Origin of the sequence: Allofournierella sp. CML151, from assembly GCF_027853465.1 — a bacterium.
In the GTDB taxonomy this organism is placed as follows: domain Bacteria; phylum Bacillota; class Clostridia; order Oscillospirales; family Ruminococcaceae; genus Allofournierella.
In genome coordinates this window covers 50,561-73,710 of record NZ_JAPNNW010000001.1, presented here as the reverse complement: position 1 = coordinate 73,710, position 23,150 = coordinate 50,561, and the positions used below count along the sequence as shown (strand labels likewise).

General features: G+C 58.9%; 20 protein-coding genes and 3 tRNA genes. 6 read left to right on the top strand and 17 right to left on the bottom strand.

The genetic code is table 11. The annotated features are described in order from the left end of the window. Positions 1–74: 74 nt before the first annotated feature. Positions 75–1,433 carry a redoxin family protein gene (locus tag PH256_RS00420; RefSeq protein ID WP_270912535.1) on the bottom strand — a complete coding sequence of 453 codons (1,359 nt, stop codon included), beginning with the start codon at positions 1,431–1,433 and terminating at the stop codon, positions 75–77. Between the two features lie 224 nt (positions 1,434–1,657). Then, the gene (locus PH256_RS00415) at positions 1,658–2,587 is read right to left on the bottom strand and encodes an RICIN domain-containing protein (RefSeq protein WP_270912534.1); all 930 of its coding nucleotides are present in this window, start codon (positions 2,585–2,587) and stop codon (positions 1,658–1,660) included. A gap of 218 nt (positions 2,588–2,805) precedes the next feature. Between PH256_RS00415 and sfsA the strand changes: the two genes are divergently transcribed. Next, positions 2,806–3,498, top strand: coding sequence for a DNA/RNA nuclease SfsA (gene sfsA / locus PH256_RS00410; protein ID WP_270912533.1), 693 nt, complete (start codon positions 2,806–2,808; stop codon positions 3,496–3,498). Between the two features lie 73 nt (positions 3,499–3,571). On the opposite strand, the gene PH256_RS00405 is transcribed toward sfsA, so the two are convergent. From PH256_RS00405 to PH256_RS00390, 4 genes are all read right to left on the bottom strand, one after another. Further along, the gene (locus PH256_RS00405; protein ID WP_270912532.1) at positions 3,572–4,900 is read right to left on the bottom strand and encodes a putative ABC transporter permease; all 1,329 of its coding nucleotides are present in this window, start codon (positions 4,898–4,900) and stop codon (positions 3,572–3,574) included. A gap of 274 nt (positions 4,901–5,174) precedes the next feature. Continuing rightward, positions 5,175–5,250 (bottom strand) — tRNA-Trp (locus PH256_RS00400). Between the two features lie 175 nt (positions 5,251–5,425). After that, positions 5,426–5,501: transfer RNA gene (locus PH256_RS00395), tRNA-Thr, on the bottom strand. 4 nt (positions 5,502–5,505) lie between these two features. Beyond that, positions 5,506–5,582 (bottom strand) — tRNA-Asp (locus PH256_RS00390). Between the two features lie 223 nt (positions 5,583–5,805). Here PH256_RS00390 and PH256_RS00385 point away from each other — a divergent pair. After that, entirely contained in the window at positions 5,806–6,189 is a 384-nt protein-coding gene (locus PH256_RS00385) for a hypothetical protein (RefSeq protein WP_270912531.1), read from the top strand. Between the two features lie 76 nt (positions 6,190–6,265). On the opposite strand, the gene PH256_RS00380 is transcribed toward PH256_RS00385, so the two are convergent. Genes PH256_RS00380 through PH256_RS00355 form a run of 6 tightly spaced genes read right to left on the bottom strand, consistent with a single transcriptional unit; the run spans position 6,266 to position 12,896 of the window. Next, a complete protein-coding gene (locus PH256_RS00380) occupies positions 6,266–7,549 on the bottom strand; it encodes a hypothetical protein (RefSeq protein WP_270912530.1) in 1,284 nt (427 codons plus the stop codon). Between the two features lie 17 nt (positions 7,550–7,566). Then, the gene (locus PH256_RS00375) at positions 7,567–8,799 is read right to left on the bottom strand and encodes a hypothetical protein (RefSeq protein WP_270912529.1); all 1,233 of its coding nucleotides are present in this window, start codon (positions 8,797–8,799) and stop codon (positions 7,567–7,569) included. An 8-nt stretch (positions 8,800–8,807) separates the two neighbouring features. Beyond that, positions 8,808–10,100, bottom strand: coding sequence for a hypothetical protein (locus tag PH256_RS00370; protein WP_270912528.1), 1,293 nt, complete (start codon positions 10,098–10,100; stop codon positions 8,808–8,810). Then, on the bottom strand, positions 10,097–10,843 hold the full coding sequence (locus PH256_RS00365) for a hypothetical protein (RefSeq protein ID WP_270912527.1): 747 nt from the start codon (positions 10,841–10,843) through the stop codon (positions 10,097–10,099). Before PH256_RS00365 ends, PH256_RS00370 begins: the two co-directional genes overlap by 4 nt. Further along, positions 10,840–12,240, bottom strand: coding sequence for a sensor histidine kinase (locus tag PH256_RS00360; protein WP_270912526.1), 1,401 nt, complete (start codon positions 12,238–12,240; stop codon positions 10,840–10,842). The genes PH256_RS00365 and PH256_RS00360 overlap by 4 nt, the downstream gene beginning before the upstream one ends. After that, positions 12,237–12,896, bottom strand: coding sequence for a response regulator transcription factor (locus PH256_RS00355; RefSeq protein WP_270912525.1), 660 nt, complete (start codon positions 12,894–12,896; stop codon positions 12,237–12,239). Before PH256_RS00355 ends, PH256_RS00360 begins: the two co-directional genes overlap by 4 nt. A 218-nt stretch (positions 12,897–13,114) precedes the next feature. Here PH256_RS00355 and PH256_RS00350 point away from each other — a divergent pair, with 218 nt between their 5' ends. The 4 genes from PH256_RS00350 to htpG all read left to right on the top strand — a co-directional run bounded on the left by PH256_RS00350 (position 13,115) and on the right by htpG (position 17,047). Further along, complete coding sequence (locus PH256_RS00350) at positions 13,115–13,489, top strand: GntR family transcriptional regulator (RefSeq protein WP_270912524.1); 375 nt, start codon at positions 13,115–13,117, stop codon at positions 13,487–13,489. Between the two features lie 4 nt (positions 13,490–13,493). After that, positions 13,494–14,348 carry an ABC transporter ATP-binding protein gene (locus tag PH256_RS00345; RefSeq protein WP_270912523.1) on the top strand — a complete coding sequence of 285 codons (855 nt, stop codon included), beginning with the start codon at positions 13,494–13,496 and terminating at the stop codon, positions 14,346–14,348. Further along, a complete protein-coding gene (locus PH256_RS00340; RefSeq protein ID WP_087185235.1) occupies positions 14,345–15,001 on the top strand; it encodes an ABC-2 transporter permease in 657 nt (218 codons plus the stop codon). The genes PH256_RS00345 and PH256_RS00340 overlap by 4 nt, the downstream gene beginning before the upstream one ends. 123 nt (positions 15,002–15,124) lie before the next feature. Then, positions 15,125–17,047 carry a molecular chaperone HtpG gene (htpG, locus tag PH256_RS00335; RefSeq protein WP_087185236.1) on the top strand — a complete coding sequence of 641 codons (1,923 nt, stop codon included), beginning with the start codon at positions 15,125–15,127 and terminating at the stop codon, positions 17,045–17,047. Positions 17,048–17,253: 206 nt separating this feature from the next. Here htpG and PH256_RS00330 read toward each other — a convergent pair whose 3' ends face one another. From PH256_RS00330 to PH256_RS00310, 5 genes are all read right to left on the bottom strand, one after another. Continuing rightward, positions 17,254–18,576, bottom strand: coding sequence for a pyrimidine-nucleoside phosphorylase (locus tag PH256_RS00330; protein WP_270912522.1), 1,323 nt, complete (start codon positions 18,574–18,576; stop codon positions 17,254–17,256). An 18-nt stretch (positions 18,577–18,594) separates the two neighbouring features. Further along, a complete protein-coding gene (locus PH256_RS00325; protein ID WP_087185238.1) occupies positions 18,595–19,539 on the bottom strand; it encodes an ABC transporter permease in 945 nt (314 codons plus the stop codon). 3 nt (positions 19,540–19,542) lie between these two features. Then, positions 19,543–20,610, bottom strand: a complete 1,068-nt coding sequence (locus PH256_RS00320; protein WP_270912521.1) for an ABC transporter permease — start codon at positions 20,608–20,610, stop codon at positions 19,543–19,545. After that, positions 20,603–22,102 (bottom strand): ABC transporter ATP-binding protein, encoded by a 1,500-nt coding sequence (locus PH256_RS00315; protein WP_270912717.1) that lies wholly within the window; start codon positions 22,100–22,102, stop codon positions 20,603–20,605. Before PH256_RS00315 ends, PH256_RS00320 begins: the two co-directional genes overlap by 8 nt. 205 nt (positions 22,103–22,307) lie before the next feature. Next, entirely contained in the window at positions 22,308–23,150 is an 843-nt protein-coding gene (locus PH256_RS00310) for a YjjW family glycine radical enzyme activase (protein WP_270912520.1), read from the bottom strand.

The following is a 23,150-nucleotide window of genomic DNA, read 5'->3' as shown; positions in this document are numbered from 1 at the left end:
ATTTTTTCAAAAAAGAGGCGCTCTCCCGTAAAACGGGAAAAGCGCCTCTTCTCTTCGATATCCCGATGGCAGAATCAGTTCGCCCGGATACCGGTCACAGTCTGGTCAATGATGCTGTCCATAATCTCGCGGGTCATGCTGCCCTGCAGATAACCGAACAGGTTTCCGTCGCTGTCGATCATGAAGGTGGTGGGAAAGGCCGAAATGCCGTAGTTCATCAGCACATCACCGGTGGTATCCATCAGCACCGGATAGGTGTAGCCGCCCTCCTCCAGGAAGTCTGCAATGCCGTCCGCATCCAAAGTCTCCTGGTTGAAGGGGTTATCCTCACTCTTCGGCGCAGCCACGCCCAGGATGATCACATCACCGGTATTTTCGCCGTGGTCCAGATACAGCTGCTGGATGTCCGGCATTTCCTGCTTGCAGGGGCCGCACCAGGTGGCCCAGAAGTTCAGGAACACGGTCTTGCCCTTGTAGTCGGAAAGGGTATGCTCATTACCGTACTGGTCCACCAGGGTGAAGTCCGGCGCGGCAACCACCGGGTATTCCTCTTCCTCCGGACTGCTGGCTGCGCTTTCCGACTGACTGGATGCCTCCGATTCTGCCGGTGTACTGCTTGCCTGCGGCTGGCTTTCAGGCTGGGACTCCGCCTGAGAATCGGGCTGGCTGCTGCTTACCGCCTGGGACGAGGATGCAGCAGCGCTGGAAGTGCCCACGCCGGACAGATATCCGGTGAAGCTGTTCATCCAGCCGGTGAACATCATCACGCCCATCAGAATCAGCAGCACACCGCCCGCTTTTGCAGTATATTTCAGCCAGGAGGTATGGCGGCGGAAGAAGGACAATACCTGGCTGGTGAACAACCCTACCGCCAGGAATGGCAGTACAAAGCCCAGGGTGTACACGCCGATGAGCAAAAAGCCCTGGGTTCGGGAAGCGGAGGAACCGGCCATGACCAGGACACTGGTGAGGGCCGGGCCCACGCAGGGGGTCCAGGCAAAGCTGAAGGTGAAGCCCAGGATCAGAGCAGTAAGCGGGTTCATGCTGAACCGGTTCAGATCAAACGGCAGGCGGCGCTCCTTCTGCAGGGCGTCCACCTGCAAAAAGCCCACCTGATACAGCCCCAGCAGGATGATCAGGATGCCGCCCAGCCGGGCCACCAATGCCCGGTTGCCACTGAGCAGCTTGCCCAGCGCCGTGAAGCCCAGGCCCAGCATAAAGAAGGCAAAGCTCACGCCCAGAATAAAAAACAGGGTGTTGCGCAGCGTAATGCGGCGGCGCTGCTTGTCGGTCAGGCTGGCGCTGGCCGTGCCGCCCGCCAGATAGCCCAGATAAAGCGGCACCAGCGGCAGCACACAGGGTGAAAAAAAGCTGAGCAAGCCCTGTATAAATACCGTAAACACTGAAACACTGGTTTCCAGATTAAAGCCCATACGCGAATGGTCCTCCCATGGTTTGAATTTGTATCAGTATAGCAAAACCGGCTATGCTGTTACTGTGGCAAAATCACAAACAGCACGAATTTTCTCTTTTTGAGCCGCAACAACAAAAAGCAGCCCGCCTGCCTGGGGCGGGACGCCGACGATGCGAACACCGGAACGTCTCTCTCCAGGGCAGGCGGACCGCCCTGCGTTTTATTCAGATTGCCTTGCCCGGATTACTTGGCAGCGCGGCGCTTGCCGGCCTTTTTCAGGTTCGGCTTGGGCGCAGGCTTCGGAGCCTCAACCGGCTTCGCAGCTTCCGCAGCCTTCTTTTCCTCGGCAGCCTTCAGGGCTTTCTGCTCCTCAGCAGCCTTCAGAGCCTTCTGCTCCTCGGCGGCCTTCAGGGCTTTCTGTTCCTCGGCAGCCTTCAGAGCCTTCTGCTCCTCGGCGGCCTTCAAGGCCTTCTGCTCTTCGGCAGCTTTCAAAGCCTTCTGCTCCTCGGCAGCTTTCAGGGCCTTGGTCTCTTCCGCAGTGGGCTCAGCCTTTTTGCGGGTAGCACGGGGCTTCTTGACGGGCTCTGCGTCCTCGGCCTTCTTGGCAGTGGTTTTCTTAGCTGCGGTCTTGCGGGTCGCGGTCTTCTTTGCGGGCTTGGCCTCCTCAGCGGGAACAGCTTCGGCCTCAGGCTCAGTCTTCTTACGGCTGGTCTTCTTGGGCTTTACTTCTTCCACGACCCACAGCTGGTTGTCGCCGTTCACGTCCTGCCAGATCTGCAGGCGGGCGCCATTGTCCTGGCTCATGCCCACCACATCCAGGCATTTGCCGGACAGGTTGGACTTAATCTTCACACGGCCATCGCCGGTGTTCTCCAGAACCCACAGCTGGCTGGAGCCGCTGGTGCCTTCCCACTGGTGCAGCCAGGTGCCGTCCACCACGCCGCCGGCAATCAGGTCGAGCATCTTGCCGGTGAAGCGGTTGCGAATGCGGTACACGCCTTCCCCGGCGCGCACGAACGCCCACTGCTGCCACTCTTCACCCGCGTAATCCCACAGCTGAATGGCTGCGCCATTTTCCGTGTTGAAATCCGCTACTTCAACGACCTTGCCATTTGCACTTGCAATGGTGTAGAATTTATCGGGACTGATTACCGTCTGAACCGTCTTTTTCATGATGTTCGCTGCTCCTTCCTTATCTGAAACCTCAAACCAAGCCAGCCGTACGATCCTCTCTCCTCCAAAGCTGACACGTTTGCCTTTTGCTTAGTTTCTTGCCTGATTATACCATATTATTCTGCTAAAATCCAGTGGTTGCGCCCCTGCGAAGAATACTTCACAATTGCGTCAAATTTCGCCAAAGAAGGCTGCACCGCGTTTCAGGAGGCTGTTTTATGCAATATTCCGCCGTTGTTCCCGCCCGTTTTCTCAGCCGCCCCAACCGGTTCATCGCCCGGGTTGAGCTGGACGATCAGGTGCTGAACGTCCATGTAAAAAACACCGGCCGCTGTGCCGAACTGCTGCGCCCGGGCTGCACCGTTTACCTGCAGCCCGGCGGCAACCCTGCCCGCAAAACGCCCTACGACCTGATCGCCGTGGACAAGGACGGTCTTCTGGTGAACATGGATTCCGCCGCGCCCAACCAGGCGGTAGCGGAATGGCTGGCCGCAGGCGGCATCGGACCGCTGGATGAGCTGCGCGCCGAATACAAACTAGGTGCCTCCCGCTTCGACTTTTTTGCCCGCCGGGGTGAAGAAAAGATTCTGATGGAGGTAAAGGGCTGCACTTTGGAGGAAAACGGCTTTGCCCGCTTCCCGGATGCACCCACTCTGCGCGGGCTCAAGCATGTGGAGGAGCTGGCCGCACTGGCCGGTCAGGGCTGGCGCTGCTACGTGATGATTCTTTTGCAGATGGAGGGCATGAAGCAGTTCTCCCCCAACTGGTCCACCCACCCGGACTTCGGCCACGCGCTGCGCCGAGCGGTAGAGGCGGGCGTCACACTGCTGACCTACGACTGCCGCGTCACCCCCTCCAGCCTGACGGTGAATGCCCCGATCCCTGCGGACCTGACCCCGCCGGAAAACTGAGAAAACTGATATAAATGAAACGAAAACGCGCCCTGGTCCCTGACCAGAGCGCGTTTTTTCTGTTTCGGGCAACTCAGCCCGCAAGCTTCATATTCTGATATCTATGGGTGAGGTACTCGTCCGGATACTGCTCATCCAGGAACTGCTGCACCGCATTGGTGGCCGGGATGCCTTTTTCCCGCTGATCCATACGGCCCAGCGCCATGCAGGAGAGAAGCACATCCACTGCCAGCAGCACCACCAGCACCCAGGTGAGCACCTTGCCCACCTTCATGGGAATCTTCTCGATCAGCGCCGAGATGCGGGGATAAACCTCTTTCACCCAGATCACTGCGGCAATGCCCCAGAACACGCAGTACAGCAGGTTGATACGGCCATTCAGGTTGAAGGGGATCTTGCTGTAATCCCAGAAAACCTTGCCGAACAATTTCTCGGTAACCACGCTGCACATGTACTCATACACGCCGCCCATGAGCGCGCCGCCCACAAAGATGTAACGGTCGCTCTTGTCCATCAGGCCGCGCAATACCACGGTGAGGATTGCCGCACCCAGGCCCCAGACCACGCTGAACGGGCCGTACAGAAGGCTGCTGCGGCTCATCAGCACACCAGAGGTGCCCCATACAAACACAGTCTCAATCAGATCACCCACAAAGGCACCGATCAAAAACAGCCAGAACAGCTTGTAGAAGCCGATTCCCGCTGCAAAGACGTTGGCTGCAGGGGGTTCCTCCTCCGCAGAAAGCCGGGTCAGGTTGGGGAAGGCTTTGGCCAGATGACGCTTCTGGTACCCCTGGTACCAGCCCAGGGTGCGGGTGGTCAAACCGTCACCAATGGTCTCACTGGCCTGCTGCAGGTATTCCGCGATGGGCTCGCTCATCTTCCAGCGGCGGTGCACCGCGTGTACACCGTACACCATCACCAGCGCGTCCACCGCCAGCACAACGGCCAGCACCAGCGCCAGAATCTGCAGCGCAATGGCGGGCAGGAAGCTCAGGCCCCAATGCAGCACCGGGGTCAAAAAGCGCACCGCCAAAGCCACCAGAACGCCCTTGATCAGGGAGCTCTCCAGGCAGATGTAGCCCTTCAGGTTCATGGGCCGGTCGGAGTAATCCCACCAGCGCCGGTCAAACTGCCGCTCCAGGATCACACCGGCCACCACCTCGACGGCAGCGCACAGGACTACAGCGCCCAGCACAAACACCAGAAGATTGTTCTCCTCCGGTTCCAGAAAGACACCTGCCAGGGTAGCCATCAAGCCGTAAAGCGGCACGATGGGGCCGTTCATGACGCCTCGGTTCACAAACCGGCGCTGCTTCACCGCAGTGACAGCAACCTCGGCGCACCAGCCCAAAAAGGCATAGATAATAAAATACAGGAACAACATGCTCAATTCGTACATACGTTTTCTCCTTTGGGCGGGAACATCCCGCCGTTTTCAACGAAGTCCGCCGGGATGTTTTCCTTTCTCCCTGGCATAACAGCGTAGCTTAAGTGTACCATATCCCACAGTAAAATCAATTGCACAAACAACGAACTTTATTTCCTTTGCGTTTTTTTACTGATTTTATCCGAACATAAACCTTATACACTCGTTTTTGATATTTCGTCGCTTGCTTTATCCTCGGCCGGAAGACGCAAAAAAGCCCGTGAACGCTTTCGCATTCACGGGCCTTTGGCAGGGGCAGAAGGATTCGAACCCTCGGCACGCGGTTTTGGAGACCGCTGCTCTACCAGCTGAGCTATACCCCTTTATTCTGTTGCCCCGTTCGCCGGGTGCCTTATTACTATACCAAAAAACAGTCTGCCTGTCAACAAGTATTTTCGATTTTTTCGCAATTTTTTCTGTCCTGCTTTCGGGACAGAAAGTGGTCTGCCGGATGGTAAAAAATGAGCCCTTTCGGCAAATTCCGAAAGGGCTCTACCATGGAGCTGCTAAGCAGATTTGAACTGCTGACCTCATCCTTACCAAGGATGCGCTCTACCGACTGAGCTATAGCAGCAAGATGGCGACCCGGATGGGGCTCGAACCCACGACCTCTAGCGTGACAGGCTAGCGTTCTAACCAGCTGAACTACCGGGCCATCTTTGCGTTGCCGCATCAGCGACGTTTTTTATTATACGGCATGAAAAGAGAAATGTCAACAGCTTTTTTCACATTTTTTCAATTTTTTTCGAACCCGTTTTTCTGCCCTGTTTTGCCCTGTTTTTTCTGGCAGCAAAGGCGCAAACCTGTTATAATGAAAAAAACAAACTCCGCCTGCCCTGCCGCCTGTTTGCGGCCCGGCTGCGGGAAGGGAAACTGCCATGAACATTTCTGCCAAACAGCTGGCTGGTACGCACTGCGGCCGCCGCTACGAAAAGGAATACCTGAACAAATTCCGCGACTGCCTCTCGTTCTATTACGACGGCAAGGTTCGCTTTGAGCGCTTCTGCTACGGCGAGGGAGCCTGCTTTGTATTCGGCGTGTGGGCCAGCATCTCCCCGGAGGGCGTGCTCACCTACCAACAGCCCTTTGACCCGCTGGTGGACCCCGACGCTCTGCCCAAGGCCCTGACCGGTCAGGAGGGCGACGTGCTCTACTTCGACAACCAGCGCTGGAAATGGGAGATGGCCTCCGACTTTACCTCCGACGCCAAAAACGGCTACACCCCTTTCAAAGTGAAGCTGGGCAAGCTGCTGGGCCGGTAACCGTTTTCCAATTCAATCAACAGCCCGCCGGGTAACGCGTTTTGCATGCGCTGCCCGGCGGGCTCTTTTTGTCGCTTTAGAATTTGTGGTTTGTTTCCAGGGTCAGGCAATCCGCCGCACCCTCCCGGTACTGTTCCGGTGTGCAGACGCCCAACAGCGTCTCACTGGTCCGGCTGGTAATCCACTGACCGGTCTGGTCGGTGTAGCTCTCTTCATACTCCAGATCCCCCAGATCCACGATCAGGCGGCCATCCTCCAGAACATCCCGCACCATCATAGGCCGCAGATCTCCGTTGTGGCTGGTCTGCCGCCGGATTTCCACAGGGTCTCCGTCCTTTTCCATATAAAAGGGTTTCGCCTCGCCGTCCTGAATGGAATTACAGATAAGCACATCTCCCACACAGGCCGAGCCCTCAGTAAGTTGCAGGCCTTTCGGAAGCCGGGCAAACGGCTCCGACTCGCCGGTGGCAAGGTCCAGCCGCGCCATGGTCCCGGTAGCGGAATCAAAGCAAAACGCCGCGAGCTCACCCGTATCCGGAATCAAAAATGCCTGCCCATCCTTCGCTTCGGCAACGGTGCGTATCGTTCCATCCCACTGGATCAGGCAGAGCGCCCGGTGCTGCACCACCTGGGTCTGCCCCTCCATCCGGTGCTCCCACCGAATGGCAAGCAGCCCCTGCTCGGTACAGCGTTCGGTGAGCGAAAGCATTGCGGACAGCTGCCAGAAGGCTGCCGTGGACGCCTGACCGAAGCCTTTGGCTGCATCCAATTCGATACGTATCAGGGAAACGTCGGCGCTGCCGTTCTCCAGCCACTGCTCCCAGAGATAATATACCGCAATTCCATCGGTGTAAAAGGCACCGGAGGGACGGTGAGGCAGTGGCGTCGCCGGGCAGAGCACCACCCCGGACGTATCCCGCAGCTCCACCGCCGCCGAGGGCTCCGCCCCCTGCTCCTCCAACGGGCCATACCGGCCATACACAAGCACCAGGCGACCGTCATCCACGGGCAGCACCGCGATCTCGCTTTCGCAATCCAGCCAGGCGCCGCAGCTTTCGTCCTGGTGGGTACAGCCCGGTTTGCCGCAAAGTGCCTGCCGCTTGCCGGTATTCAAATCCACGGTTTGCAATAGTTTTCCTCTGCTCTGCGGAGCGGCTACTGTTGTATACAGGGTAGTGCCGTCCAGCTGCCAGAGCGCCCCTTCCTGACTGAGCTGCCGCAGGCTTGTCAGGTTCGCCTCGGGAACGCTGCTTTGTGCAGCGGTATCCGGTTCTACGGCAACCGCTTCCCGTTCCGCCCCGCAGCTCGCCAACAGCAGCAGACAAACCGCCAGAAGGGCCAGGCCGGTTCGTTTGTGCATTCCTCTCACACTCCCTTTTAAAATGCTCCCTGGATGGGCAGGCAATCCGCACCGCCTGCCATGTACTGCTCCGGCGTAAACAGGCCGTAACGGTATTCACTGGTCTGTCCGGTGACCAGTCTGCCGTCCTTATCCTGGTAGCTGGTTTCCACCATGGTCTCGCTCAATTCCACCAGCAGCTTACCGTCCATCACTGCCGACGGGACCGCCGGGCGCACCACACCGTTCCGGCTACTCCAGCGGGCGACCGGTTCCACCGTTCCATCCCTGCTTATGGCAAACGCCTGCAGCTCTCCGCCTTCCCGGTAGGTGCTCACATACAGGGTACCCTTCAACCAGAGCGGTGTACCCGTCAACGAAAGCCCCGGTTCCAACCGGGCGGTCTGCACGCTCTCTCCGGCGGAAAGCTCCAGCCGCTCCAGCTGACCGCTCACGCTGTCGTACAGACAAATCGTTGGCTCCGGCTCCAGGCTGCCGGAATACTGAGCTGTCCAGAATATTTGCTGGGGCTGCGCCTGCCGGATGGGTCGCACAGCTCCATCCCAGCACAATTCACTGAGGAGCTGCCCCTCGTCCGTCAATTGGCAGACCAGCAGCCCCTGACCGGTGGTCTGCCCGGTGAGGATGGCCGTATGCTCCAGCTTCCAGACGGTCACCTCTTCCATTTGGCCGAATTCTTCGCCCGGCCGGGTGTGAATCCGGTAAAGCCGGTAGCGGGGCAGCCAGCCGGACCGGTACCAGCGCTCCTCCCACACCACATACAGATCCTCGCCGTCGGTATAAAAGGCCGAGGGGGACCAGCCCCGCCCTTCCTCCGGCAAGGCGGTGGGAGCCCGAAGGAGCGTGCCATCCGCCGCCCGCAGCTCCACCGCTGCTGTGCCGCCCGTCTCTCCATTGGTCAGATAATACAAAACCAGACTCCCGTTATCCAGGCAGTTCACATAGGGCAGAATGCCCCGTTCCCCCACCCAGGCCGGACAATCCGCGCCGCTGTGGGTACACCCCGCCTTGGGGCAAAGCGGCACGCAGCTGCCGTCGGTCAGGTCAATCGTTTGCAGAAGCGCTCCCTGGCCGCTTCGGGTCACGGTGAACGCGGTCCTGCCTGCAACGCACCAGTCCACGCTGCCGCTGCCGCTGGTCTGACGCAGTGTTCCCACCGCGTTCGGCTGCTCACTTTCCCGACTGTGCGCCCCGCAGCCTGCCAGAAGGAGAAGCCCCAGTGCCAGCGCAGCAATTCTTCTTTTCATCATTCCTACTCTCACATTTCCCGCTCCGATTCCACCATTATATAGCTCGTATCGCCGTTCAAGTATTGCTCCGGGGTGAAAATTCCCCACAGGAACTCGCTGGTCACTCCTTCTGTCAATTTGCCGTCATCATCCAGGTACTGCTCCAAAAACTCGTTTTGATCCATTTGCACCAGGAGCCGGCCACCCTCCAGTGCCTGCCGCACCACCGGGCTCTGCTGCCTGCCGTTGAGGACAATCTGCATCGGGCTGCGTTGGGGCTGCCCGCCCTGCTGCACCGCAATGGTGAAATCCTGCGCACCGCCGCTCACATTGCAGAACAACCAGCCATCCGTGAACACCGCTCCTTCGGTCAGCAAAAGGCCGGGCTGGAGCTGCGCAAACAGAGTGTATTCGCCGGTTTCCAGATCCACCTGTTCCAGCATGCCGGTATCGTAATCGTAGCGGAAGGCTGCTGCCTGCCCGCTGTGCGGCAGCCATAAGGCCTGCCGCTCCCCAGCCTGGGCCAGGATGGGTTGACTGCGGTCCCACGCAAGCTCATACAGCACACCGCCCATCGGGATTCGCACGCCGTCCGCGCCCTGTTCAAACGCTGTTTTCGCTGCGAGGACACCGTTTTCCGTACAGATTCCGGGCAGAAATCTCTCGCTGTCATTTTCCCAGTGGGCGATCTCCTGTTTTTGCCCAAAGCTCTCGCTTTCCAAGCTGATGCGCACCAGAACATGGGTGATCACTCCGTTTTCCGTCTGCGAATACTCCCGGTGAACCAAATAAAGCCCCACGCCGTCGCTGTAAATCACCCCCTCCAACGTCTCCGGTTCCACCGAAGCGGAACGCAGTACCCGGCCGGCTTCGTCTCGCAGCTCCAGTGTGAGCGGCTCCTCCTCTCCCGGCAGCCCCCGCCCATACAAAAGCGCAAGAGTTCCATCCGGCAGCGGGCATAGGTAGTCATCGTTGCCCAGTTCCAACCAGCCGTCGCAGCTGCGATCCGTGTGGGTACAACCTTTCTTTGCACAGAAAACTTCCCGTTCCCCGGTTTTCAGGTCGACAGTCTGCCAAAGAAATCCTCCGTCCACCTGCACATCCCCTTTGAGCCACGCGGTGTCACCCCGGGTGCTGCACACACTGCTTCCGCTTACCGGCATCATGCTCCCGGCAGGCCGCCATCTCTGCGGTTCCGCCTGCTGCTCCTGCGAAGCCGGTGCGTACCCGGCTGATTCCGTGGAGTCGGTTTCCGCAGCCCCGCAGCCCACCAGAAGAAGCAGCCCCAGCAGCAGCGCGGCCGCTTTTTGTTTGCCGTTCATTCCGCTCCCTCCTTCTCATTTGTTGCCGTGGCCACCTGTTCCGTCGTTTTGTGTTCTGCGCCAAGTGCGACGCCGCCCCGGTCCAGCGCGTACACATACAGCTGTGCCGCCGGAGAATAAGCCGCGGCAAGATGGCCGTCCTCACCGGAAAGATCCTGCCAATCGGAAAATTCCGTTACCTGCAAAAATCGTTTGTATCCCTCCAGCAGCTCGGCCGCCCGTGCCTGGCCGCTTGCGCCGCTCCACTGAAACCGCACCACCTCGCCGCCGGGGCCCAGCTCCAGCAGGAGGCTGTCCGCCTCTTTGCTCCACTCATAGCGCATGAATCCGGCCGTATCCTGCAGCGCGGTTTTCCGGATATCTGCTTTCTCGCCTTCAAGCAGCGCGTATGCGGTCGCGGCTAGGGTGTCGCTCATCAGGCCTTCGCTTTGCAGCTGTTCCACCGCTGCACGGATGGTCTGTGCCTGCTTCTCTTCGGTTTGCTCCAGCGGCTGCCAGCCGGTGGAATCCCATTCTGGCGTGCTGCCCGCCAGAAACTGCCTGTCATACAGAAGCCTTGCCAGCCCGTTCTCCCGCCCCTGGCTGGAAAGGGCATTTTCTTCCGCCGGACGGGCATGGGTGGTTTGCAGCAGCCTTGCTTGCTGCAGGGTGCAGAAGGCAGAGGGCAACGCCATGCAGGCCAAGCCCAAAAGCAGCGCTGCCGCACAGGAAAAAGCCATTCGGATTCGCTGTTTTTTGTTCATCCCTCCGCCTCCTTTAATGTAAAGCGCACCATGGTTCCTTCACTGGGCTGACTCTCAAACTCCAGCCGGGTGCCATGTAGCCGGGCGATGCGCGCGCACAGCGCCAAGCCAAATCCGCTGCCATTCTGTGCTCTGGCGCGGGACTTATCCACCATATAAAAGGGCTCGGTGATGCGTTCCAGCTCCTTTTTCGGGATACCCCGGCCCCGGTCACGCACCGTGATTTCCACCTGCCCGTTTTTCCTGTGAGCCGTGATGGATATTCTTCCATCCTTCGGCTCGGCTCGCATTCCGTTGCTGATCAGGTTTTCCAGCAGGGAGGTGAGCAGGTCCTCGTCCCCCAGTACCCGGCCCGCTTCAAAGCCCTCCCAGCACAGCCGGACCGGGCATTCTGAGGGCAACGCGCGGGCAACCTTTTCCGCCAGGGCCGTCAGGGCCACCGGGCGCAGCTCCAGAGTCCTGTGCTCCGGGTCCAGCGCCATAAAGGTCATCAGCTTAGCGCTCAGCGCTTCCAGCCGTTTTGTCTCGTGATAAATGTAATTCGCCGCCCGCTGGCGCATCTCCGGCTTCACCTCGGCGCTGCGCAGCAGGTCTGCATAGCCCAGCATACTGGTCATAGGGGTTTTCAGCTCATGGGTGAAGGCGCTCACAAAGTCCTCCCGCTGGTGCACCGCCAGGTCCAGCTGATTGGCCCGCTGCTCCACCGCCTCGGCCATGGCATCAAAGCTGGCGGCAAGGCTGGCCACCTCGTCGGCGCCGGTCATGCCGGTACGCCGGTCATATGCTCCTGCAGCAATGGCCCTGCTGGTCTCTTCCAGAGTTTTCAGCGGCCGGGTCAGGCGGCGGCTCACTGCCCACACCGCCAGCGCCACCCCTGCAAAGGCAAGCAGTTCCAGCCGGGCAAAGCCCTCCAGCTGCTGGTTCCGCAGCCGGAACACACTGCTCACATCACAGCTGCTCACCAGCCACAAGGTTCTCCCCTGCCACTGCACCGGGCTTGCAAACAGCTGCCAGACCTTCGCCCCTTCTTTCGCGTAAGTCATCCCGTCTTCCCCGGCATCCACCGCCCGCAGCACTGGCTGCCAGCCGTTTTCCATTCCGGTGCCGGAATAGAGAAAGGCGCCCTCTTCGCTGAGGATAGCCAGCCCGGCTCCCGCCTGTGCGGTCCGCTGCTGGCCATAGCGGTCCACCAGTGGAGGCTGCGTCTCCAGGTCCGGGGTCTCGATCATCGCTTTTTGCAGCTGATAGCACTCCGCCCGGTGGCCGGCCGCGTTCTGCTGCGCCGCCGCCTGCAGCTGGGCGGAAAACCCGCTGCCGATCAGCCAGGCCGCGCCCAGGTTCAGCAGCAGTGCCAGCAACAGCAGAATGGCAAGCGTTAATTTGGCTGCCAGTTTCACGTTTCCACCTCCAGCAGATAGCCGATTTTATACACGGTTTTGATTTTGTCCGCAAGGCCCAGCTTTTTGCGCAGGCGCTGGATGTGCAGGTCCAGCGTGCGGCTGCCCGCTTCCTCCTCGCCGCCCCACACCCGTTCGTACATCACGTCCCGGTAGAGGGCAATGCCCTGGTTGCGCAAAAGCAGCACCAGCAGGTCAAACTCCCGGGGGGTGAGAGGAACCGGCACGCCGTCCTTTTCCACCTTGCGGGCCGCCGGGTCCACCACAACGCCAAAAGCCCGCAGCAATCCGCCGCCCCTGCCTGCCCGGCGCAGCACGCTCTCCACTCGGGCCAGCAGCTCCAGCGGCTCGAAGGGCTTTACAATGTAATCGTCCGCCCCCATGCGCAGGCCCCGCACCCGGTCCGCCAGCATGCCCTTGGCGGTCAGAAAAATCACCGGCGTTCCGGTGGGCCGGATATATTCCATCAGCTCATAACCATCGACGCCCGGCAGCATAATGTCCAGCAAAATCAGATCATACCGGCCGGTCTCGATCTTATCCGCGGCGGTCTCGCCGTCCAGCGCAATCTCACACCGGTAGCCCGCCTGCAATAAAGTAAGCTCGATCAGCTCGGCAATGGGGCGTTCGTCATCAACGATCAAAATCGGGTTCATTAGGGGTTCCTCTTTTCTGTTTCTGCATGGGCGGAGCTCATCCTGTGCTTTGATGATACCTGCCGCTCGTATCCAAATTGTATCATGTCCGCATCCGGCCGTTGGCGTTTTTCAAATTTTTTCTGCTGCGGCCTTGACAACTGTGTATATATGCGTATATACTGTACATGTCAGATATGTACAGTCTGGCAAAATCATATGAAAAGCGAGGAAGACTGATGGAGATCTACATCAGCAATTCCAGCCCAAAGCCAATTTATGCCCAAATCACCGACCAGATCCGCGCCGCCATCTTTGACGGCAGACTCAAGGAGGGCGAGGCGCTGCCCAGCATCCGGCTGCTTGCCAAGGAACTGCGCATCAGCGTGATCACCACCAAACGAGCCTATGAGGACCTGGAAAAGGCCGGATTCATCAACACGGTGCCCGGCAAGGGCTGCTTCGTTGCGCCCCAGAACCTGGAGCTGCACCGGGAGGAGACCCTGAAAAAGATGGAGGGATACCTGCAGCAGGCGGTGGACACCGCGCTGGCCGGGGGCATCAGCAAGGCAGAGGTGCTGGCAACATTGAACTTGTTGTTGGAGGGAGACTGATCCTATGGAAAACGCGATCTGCATCCGCGGCCTGTGCAAGCATTACAAGGATTTTTCGCTGGAGAATCTGGACCTGACCGTGCCCACCGGCACCATTGTGGGATTTGTGGGAGAAAACGGTGCAGGCAAAACCACCACCCTGAAGGCCATCTTCGGGGCCATTCACACCGACGGGGGCAGCATTGAGGTGCTGGGCTGCACCGACCCCAACCGGCTGGACAAATCCCAGATCGGCGTGGTGATGGAGGATTCCTTCTTTTACGAGACGCTCACGCCCCGCCAGGTGAACAGCATCATGAAGAGCCTGCAGCCCGGCTGGGACAGCGGCGAATTCACCCGGCTGCTGAATGCCTACCAGCTGCCGGAGAAAAAGCTCATCAAGGATATGAGCAAGGGCATGCGGATGAAGTTCCGGCTGGCCACCGCTCTGGCCCACAAGCCCAGGCTGCTGATTCTGGACGAAGCCACCAGCGGCCTGGACCCGGTGGTGCGCGGCGAAGTGCTGGACTACCTGCGGGACTACATCCAGGACGAAAACCACAGCATTCTGATGAGCAGCCACATCACCAGTGATCTGGAAAAGGTGGCGGATTCCATCGCCTATCTGCACAAGGGGAAGCTGCTGTTCCAGATGGACCGGGACGAGCTGCTGGAAAAGTACGGTGTTCTGCGCTGCAGCCCGGAGCAGCTGGAGGCGCTGGACAGCCGGATCAAGGTGGCCACCCGCAAGACAGGCTTCACCTGTGAGACACTGGTCAGCGACGTGGCCGCCGCCCGCCGGGCTCTGCCGGACGCAGTGATCGACCGGGCCAGCATCGAGGACATCATGCAGTTTTATACCGGGAGGGATGCACAATGATCGGCCTGCTGAAAAAAGACTTTTTCATTCTCTGGCATGCGTACCACAAAAATCTGACTCTGGTCCTGGTGCTTTACAGCGCTATGGCTCTGACGATGGACTTCACTTTCATGGTGTTCTTCTTTGCCTGGATTTCCGGCTTCTATATTCTGAGCGGACTGACCATCGACAACTATTCCAAATGGGACCTGTATGCTGCCAGCCTGCCGGTGAGCAAGCGGCAGCTCGTAGGCGCCAAGTTCATTCTCATCACCCTGGCACTGCTCATCAGCTTTGCCATCGGCACACTGCTGTGCGGTCTGCTGGCTCTGCTGAAGGGCGAGCCTTTGATGGAAAACCTGCTGAGCCTGCTTGCGGTTTCCTTTGTATGCCTTGCCTACTTCGGCGTTTCCCTGGCGCTTTCCTACAAATACGGCGTGGAGAAAGCCCGCACCGCAGTGCTGCTGGTTGCGGCGGCGTTGTTCGGCTGTGTGATGATGCTGGACAAGCTGGACCTGTTGCAGGATCTGACTTTGCCGCCCCTGCTGCAAACACTGTTTCTGGGCGATCTGGCCATCTGGGGCTGGGCCGTGGTGATGCCGGTGGGCTGCATTGCGGTATACCTGCTTTGCTGGGCCATTGCCACCCGCATCTACAGCCGCAAGGAGTTTTAAACTTTTTGTGAACCCTCTTGCAGTTTTCTTCAAAAAGGTGTATATTAGATTAGCACTCAAACATAACGAGTGCTAATCTTTTTTTGTTTTACAATACTTTTTCATAAAAGGGAGCGTTCAATCATGGCTGTAAAAGAATTCAAGGCCGAAAGCAAAAAGCTGCTGGACATGATGATCCATTCCATCTACTCCAACAAGGAGATCTTCCTGCGCGAACTGATTTCCAACGCCAGCGACGCCATCGACAAGCTCTATTTCAAGAGCCTGACCGACCACAGCGTCACCACCAAGAAAGAGGATTACCAGATCCTGCTGGAGCTGGACAAGGCAAACCGCACCCTGACCCTGACCGATAACGGCATCGGCATGACCAAGGAAGAGCTGGAGGAGAACCTGGGCACCATCGCCCGCAGCGGCAGCCTGGACTTCAAGAAGGACAACAAGGCCGAGGACATCGACATCATCGGTCAGTTCGGCGTGGGCTTCTACTCCGCCTTCATGGTTGCCAGCCGAGTCACCGTGATCAGCCGCGCCTTTGGCAGCGACACCGCCTGGCAGTGGGAGAGCACCGGTGCTGAGGGCTACACCATCACCGAGGCCGACAAGGAAGATGTGGGCACCAAGATCATCATGGTGATCAAGGAGAACGCCGAGAACGAGAACTACGACGAGTTCCTGGACGAGTACAACCTGGTGCACATCGTGAAGAAGTACAGCGACTATGTGCGCTACCCCATCCGCATGGAGCGGGAGAAGACCCGTGCCAAGGAGCGTCCTGCCGATGCCGGTGAGGATTACAAGACCGAGTACGAAACCTACACCGAGCTGGAGACCCTGAACAGCATGGTCCCCCTGTGGAAGCGCAGCAAGAGCGAGGTAACCGACGAGGAGTACAACCAGTTCTACAAGGATAAGTTCTACGACTTCACCGACCCCGCCCGGGTAATCGTGAGCCGCACCGAGGGCACTGCCACCTACAACGCGCTGCTCTTCATCCCCGGTCACGCTCCCTTCAACTACTACAGCCGCGACTACGAGAAGGGCCTGCAGCTGTACGCCTCCGGCGTGCTGATCATGGACAAGTGCGCCGATCTGCTGCCCGACCACTTCAGCTTTGTGAAGGGCATTGTGGACAGCCAGGACCTGAGCCTGAACATCAGCCGTGAGATGCTGCAGAAGGACGGCCAGCTCAAGCTGATCCGCAACAGCCTGGAAAAGAAGATCAAGAACGAGCTGAACGCCATGAAGAACAACGACCGTGAGAAGTACGACGAGTTCTTCAAGAGCTTCGGCCGCCAGCTGAAATTCGGCTGCTACGAGAGCTACGGCGCCAACAGCGATCTGCTGAAGGACCTGCTGCTCTTCCACAGCGCCAAGGAAAACAAGCTGATCAGTCTGCAGGAATATGTGGACAAGATGCCTGAGGATCAGAAATACATCTACTACGCTGCCGGCGATTCCACTGAGCGTCTGGCCAAGCTGCCTGCCGCCGAGCTGGTGCTGGATAAGGGCTACGACCTGCTGCTGCTCACCGAGGACGTGGATGAGTTCTGCCTGCAGGTGCTGCGTCACTACGGCGAAAAGGACAAGGAGAAGGAGTTCAAGAACATCTCCAGCGGCGATCTGGGCCTGGAATCCGAAGAGGAGAAGAAGGCCGCCGAGGAGGCCAGCGAGGCCAACAAGGACCTGTTCGAGGCCATGAAGACCGCGCTGGACGGCAAGGTTACCGCGGTGCGTCTGTCCACCCGTTTGAAGAGCCATCCGGTCTGCATCGCCAGCGAAGGCCCCCTGAGCCTGGAAATGGAGAAGGTGCTGAACGCCATGCCTAACAGCGGTGACATGCCTGCTCCCAAGAGCGAGAAGGTACTGGAGCTGAACGCTTCTCATCCCGTATTCGAGACCCTGAAGAATCTGCAGGCAAACGGCGAGACCGAAAAGCTGGGCAAGTATGCGAACATTCTGTACAATCAGGCGCTGCTCATTGAGGGCATGCCCATCGAGGACCCCGTGGCCTACGCCCAGGCTGTGTGCGAGCTGCTGAAGTAATTCCGGCTCCCCTGCCCTGATTCCCCCAAAAGCAAACAGAACAAAACCGCCCGGTATCATCAGCAATGCTGATTTTACCGGGCGGTTTTTCTTTCTTCTTTTCTCGCCCCGAAACAGGAGTCTATCTTTAAATCAAAAAGCCCGGCAGAAATACTCCGCCGGGCTTTTATCAAGTTTACTTTTGAAGAAAGAATGGTTTCAGGTTCTCAGAACCGCTCCACACCTTCCTCGGTCACACGGGCCATAACCAGTGCGGGCACCGGCTCAGGCGCAGGGCCGAAGGTGAGCGCCGCACGGAACATCTCCTCCGCCGCGGCAAACTTCTCCTCGTGATCCGCATACAGGGTGGCCAGGCATTCGCCCGCTTCCACCTTGTCGCCGGTCTTTTTGTGCAGCACAATGCCGGCTGCAAAATCGATGGTATCCTCTTTGGTGATGCGGCCCGCGCCCAGGCAGACGCTGGCGTTGCCCACCATCTCGGTGTTCATCCGCACCAGGTAGCCACTCTCGGCTGCCAGCAGCGGACGACTGAACTTCGCCTTCTGGAACTTATCCGGATCATCCAGCACCGACACATCACCGCCCTGGGCAGCAAACATCTGCTTGAGCTTCTCGTAGGCTGCGCCGCTGGCAACGGCCTCCTCCGCCATGCGGCGGCACTCCTCCAGCGAACCCTTGCCCGCCAGATACAGCATATTAGCCGCCAGCTGGTAGCACACTTCGGTCAGGTCCGCCGGGCCGTGGCCCTTGAGCACCTCCACCGACTCGATCACCTCCAGGCTGTTGCCGATGTTATGACCAAGCGGGGTGTCCATATCAGTGATGAGGGCGGCCACCTTGCGGCCGTTGTGCTGACCGATGCTCACCATTGCCTTTGCCAGCTCGATGGAATCGTCCAGCGTCTTCATGAAAGCGCCGTTGCCGGTCTTCACATCCAGCAGGATGCAATCGGAGCCGGCGGCCAGCTTCTTACTCATGATGGAAGAAGCAATCAGCGGTACACAGCCGATGGTGGCAGTCACATCCCGCAAAGCGTACATCTTCTTGTCCGCCGGGGCCAGGTTGCCGCTCTGACCGATCACGCTGATGCCGATCTCGTTCACCTGAGCGAAAAAGCGCTCCCGGTCCACAGCGGTCTGGGTGCCGGGCACGGCTTCCATTTTGTCCACCGTGCCGCCGGTATGGCCCAGGCCGCGGCCGCTCATCTTGGCGATCTTCACCCCGCAGGCAGCCACGATGGGTGCAATGACCAGAGTGGTCTTATCACCCACACCGCCGGTGGAGTGCTTATCGGCCTTGATGCCGGAGATGGCGGAAAGGTCCACCATATCGCCGGAATGGGCCATCACATCGGTGAGCTGAGCGGTCTCCTTCTCGGTCATGCCTCGAAGGTAGATGGCCATGAGCAGGGCGCTCATCTGGTAATCCGGCACCTGGCCGTTTACGAAACCCATCACCGCAAATTCCAGTTCTTCGCGGCTCAACACGCCGCCATCGCGCTTTTTCGCGATAATATCAAACATACGCATAGGGCCGCAGCCTCCTTGTTATTTTGCTTTCACATAGGGCTTGCCGTTGGCAGAAGGCACATGAGCCTTGCCCACGAACAGGATCAGAACCACCACGGTAACCACATAGGGGATCATGGAAATCAGCTGAGCGGATACCATCGCATTGCTGCCCACAACCACGCGGATGCCGGAGCACATGCCGAACAGCAGGCAGGCGATCATGGCGCCCTGGGGACGGAACTTACCGAAGATAACGGCAGCGATGGCAATAAAGCCCTGGCCCACGATGGAGGTGGGGCGGAACTGGTTCATAGTAGCCATGGTCACGCAGGCGCCGCCCAGACCAGCCAGGAAGCCGGAGATGCAAACGGCGGAGAAACGCATGCGGATCACGTTGATGCCCAGGGTGTCACAGGTCTCGGGGTGCTCGCCGCAGGCCCGCAGGCGCAGGCCGTAACGGGTCTTGTAGAACACGAACCACACGATGACCAGCACAATGAACACCAGGTAGGTGGTGGCATAGGTGGAGAATACATTCTTCAGGAAGTTATCCCACACGGTGCCGCCGGTGAAGGTGTCGGCAAACAGGGTGGGAATCTTGCTGGTGGAATCCAGAGGCGCCGTATCGGAAGAATTGAACAGCGCCTTGGCCATCAGCACTGCAACACCGGGAGCCAGGAAGTTGATGGCGGTACCGGAAATGGTCTGGTCCGCATTCAGCTTCACGGTGGCCAGTGCATGCAGCGCACCGAACAGCATACCCGCCAGGCCGCCGCAGATAAAGGACAGCCAGGGGTTGCCGGTGTAATGACCGGCAGCAGCACCTACGAAGGCGCCAATGGTCATCATGCCCTCGATGCCGATGTTTACCACGCCGCTCAGCTCAGAAAAGCAGGAACCCATGGCCGCAAACAGCAGCGGAGGGGTGAACAGCAGGGTGGCGTAAATGATGATACCAAGATTGTTTATGATCAGATCCATTGCTCAGGCCTCCCCCTTCTTGTTGCTCTTGCGTTTTCTCACGAAGCGGAACACATGGGAGATGGCGATGAAGAACACGACCGTACCCATGATGATGTTGATCACCTCAGACGGGGCACCGATCAGGTTCAGCTTGGAGCCGCCGTACTTCAGCGCGCCGTAGAACAGGCCGGCGAAGAACACGCCGATGGGATTGGAAGCGCCGATCAGAGCCACGCTGATGCCCTGGAAGCCAAAGCTTTCCTGGGCGGTGAAGATGCTGATACGGCCGCCCATGCCCAGCAGCTGAATCGCACCGCCCATGCCGGCCAGAGCGCCGGAAATGGCCATAGCGATGTAGATGGACTTGTTCACGCTGATGCCGCCGTATTCCGCAGCCGAGCGGTTAAAGCCCACCGCCTTGAGCTGGTAGCCCAGGGTGGTCTTTTCGATGATCACATAAACCAGAATTACTGCCAGCACAGCCAGTAGGATGCCCCAGTTGGAGGAGGGGCACAGAGCGTCCAGCCAGGCCTGCGGGAACAGGATGCGGGCTGCGTCCTGCACGTTCTTGGTCGCCTCAGCGTTGCCCTCGTTGTGAACCATGGGCAGATCCGCAATGTAGTTGGACAGATAGAAGGCAATCCAGTTGAACATGATCATGCTGAGCACCTCATTGATGCCCCACTTGACCTTCAGGAAAGCCACGATCAGGCCCCAGGCCGCACCCACGGCCAGCGCCGCGATAAAGCACAGGGGAACCAGAATGATGGAGGGCGCGGGCACCAGAATACCCACCACGCAGGCCGCCATGGAGCCCATGACGAACTGGCCCTCGGCACCGATGTTGAACACGCCGGTGCGGAACGAGAACGCCACCGCCAGACCGGTGAAGATCAGCGGGGTGGCATACACAACGCTGTAAGCCATGTTGCGCACGCTGCCGAACACGCCGTCGAACAGCTTGGCGTAGGCCTCAACAGGGCTGATGCCCATGGGCAGCAGGAACAGTGCGCCCACCACAAAGCCCAGCAGGATTGAGAACAGAGTCACCAGGAACTTGCTGTTCAGGAATTTTTCTACTTTATTCATCCGCCTTACCTCCTGCCATCCACAGGCCAAGGGTATTTTCGTCCGCATCTTTGCCGGGCAGACTGCCGTTGATCCGCCCGTCAAAGATCACGTCGATCTCGTCTGAAAGGCTGATGATCTCATCCAGCTCGAAGGACACCAGCAGCACAGCCTTGCCCTTGTTGCGCTGCTCCACGATGTACTTGTGCACATACTCGATGGCACCCACGTCCAGGCCGCGGGTGGGGTTCACCGCGATCAGCAGGTCCTTGTTGTTGGTGACCTCGCGGGCGATGATGACCTTCTGCTGGTTACCGCCGGACAAAGTGCCCGCGGGCTTGTTCAGACAGTCGCGGGGGCGAATGTCAAATTTTTCAATGGCTTCCTGGGTGAAGCTGTTCACCGCATCCATCTTGCGGATGCCGTGGCTGGCGTATTTGTCCTCAGCAAAGTTCTGCAGGACCATGTTGTCGGCTACACTGAACTCCAGTACCAGGCCGTGCTTCTGCCGGTCCGCCGGAATGCTGGACACCCCATGCTCAAAGCCGTAGCGGGGCGGTTTGTTGAAGATGTCGGTACCATTCACGGTAATGGAGCCCCTGGTGGCTTTGCGCAGGCCGGTGATGCATTCCACCAGCTCGGTCTGGCCGTTGCCGTCGATGCCCGCCAGGCCCAGAATCTGACCCTTGCGCACCTGCAGGTTCAGGCCGCGCAGAATCTCCACGCCGCGGTAGTCCACCGCATGCAGGTCTTTTACGTCCAGAACCACGTCGCCGGGCTCCTGCTCCTGCTTGTCCACCTTGAAATTCACGTTGCGGCCCACCATCATGCTGGCCAGGTCGTCCTCGCTCACCTTGTCCACTTCCACGGTGTTGATATACTTGCCCATGCGGATGATGGTGCAGTAATCAGCCGAGGCCTTGATTTCCTTCAGCTTATGGGTGATGAGGATAATGCTCTTGCCGTCCGCCGTGAGGCTGTGCATGATGTCGATCAGCTCGCTGATCTCCTGGGGGGTCAGCGAAGCGGTGGGTTCGTCCAGAATCAGGATCTCCGCACCGCGGTACAGCGCCTTCAGAATCTCCACGCGCTGCTGCATGCCAACGGAAATATCCTCAATCTTCGCGTCGGGGTCCACCGCCAGGCCGTATTTCTTGGAGATGGCTTCCACGTTCTTACGGGCGGTTGCCATATCCAGCATGATGCCCTTCTGAGGCTCCATGCCCAATACGATGTTCTGCGTAACGGTGAAAGGCTGCACCAGCATGAAGTGCTGGTGAACCATGCCGATGCCGGCGCTGATGGCCTTTTTGGGGCTGTCCATGTGGATCTTCTGCCCCTTGATATAGATTTCACCCGAGGTGGGCGGATACATGCCGTACAGCTGATTCATCAGCGTGCTCTTACCGGCGCCGTTCTCGCCCAGGATGGCGTGGATCTCACCCTTGTGTACGGTGAGTTGGATGCCGTCGTTGGCGGTAAAGTCACCGAATTTTTTGGTGATGTTCCGCATGTCCACCACGACAGTGTTCAGGTCCAGATGTGGATTGTCCAAAAATAAGCCTCCTTTTCGCCTTGCGCCCCGCCCGCGTCATCGGCCTGCGAACGGGATGCAAAGCGGTCTCATATCCGGCAGGCACCGCCCGGTTTGCAAGCGGTGCCCATCGGTTCCGGAAAGGGCGCATGCCCTTTCCTGTTTTCCAGGAAAATCGCGGCGATCAGGTGATCACCACATCGCGGATACCCTGGCTGCGGGCCAGATCGGCCAGCTGCTGCAGGTATTCCGCCGTGGGCTGCTGCAGGCGCTGTTTCTCGCTCTCCCGCACGCCCATGGGACGATAGCAGATAATTTTGTAGCGCATGGGGTGTTTGTCCTGCCAGGGGGCAGCCACCGCCGATGCCTCGCGCACAGCGGTCTCGGCATCGAAGAGACCGGGCACCACCACGGTGCGCAGCTCCTCCAGCTTGCCCGCGCGGGCCAGGAATTCCAGATTCGCCCGCACCTGGGTGTTGTCCACACCGGTGACTGCCTTGTGGTCCTCGCTGGTCCAGGCCTTAATGTCCAGCATCACGCCGTCGGTCACAGCCAGCAGCTCCGGATCAGTGGAGAAGTCATAGCTGCCGTTGCTGTCCAGCAGAGTGGACAGCCCCCCGGCCTTGGCGATGGTCAGCAGCTCCACCAGAAAATCCCGCCAGCGGGTGCATTCCCCGCCGGAAACGGTGATGCCTCGAATAAAGGGCATATTCTTGCGCACTTCTGCCATGACCTCTTCCGGAGTCATGGAACGAACCCGGGGCGAAGAGCTGTTGGGGCACTGCTTGAAGCAGGCATCACAGAACACGCATTTGGTGTAATCGTAGCAGACCTTACCGTCCTGCATGGAAAGCGCGCCCACCGGGCACACCTTCACGCACTGGCCGCAGTTCACACACTGATTGATGGTCTCAGGGTTATGACAGTAAAGGCAGTTGAAGTTGCAGCCCTGCAGGAAGATCGCGGTGCGGTTGCCCGGCCCGTCCACCGAACTGAACGGGATGATCTTGTTTACCAGCGCCTTCAT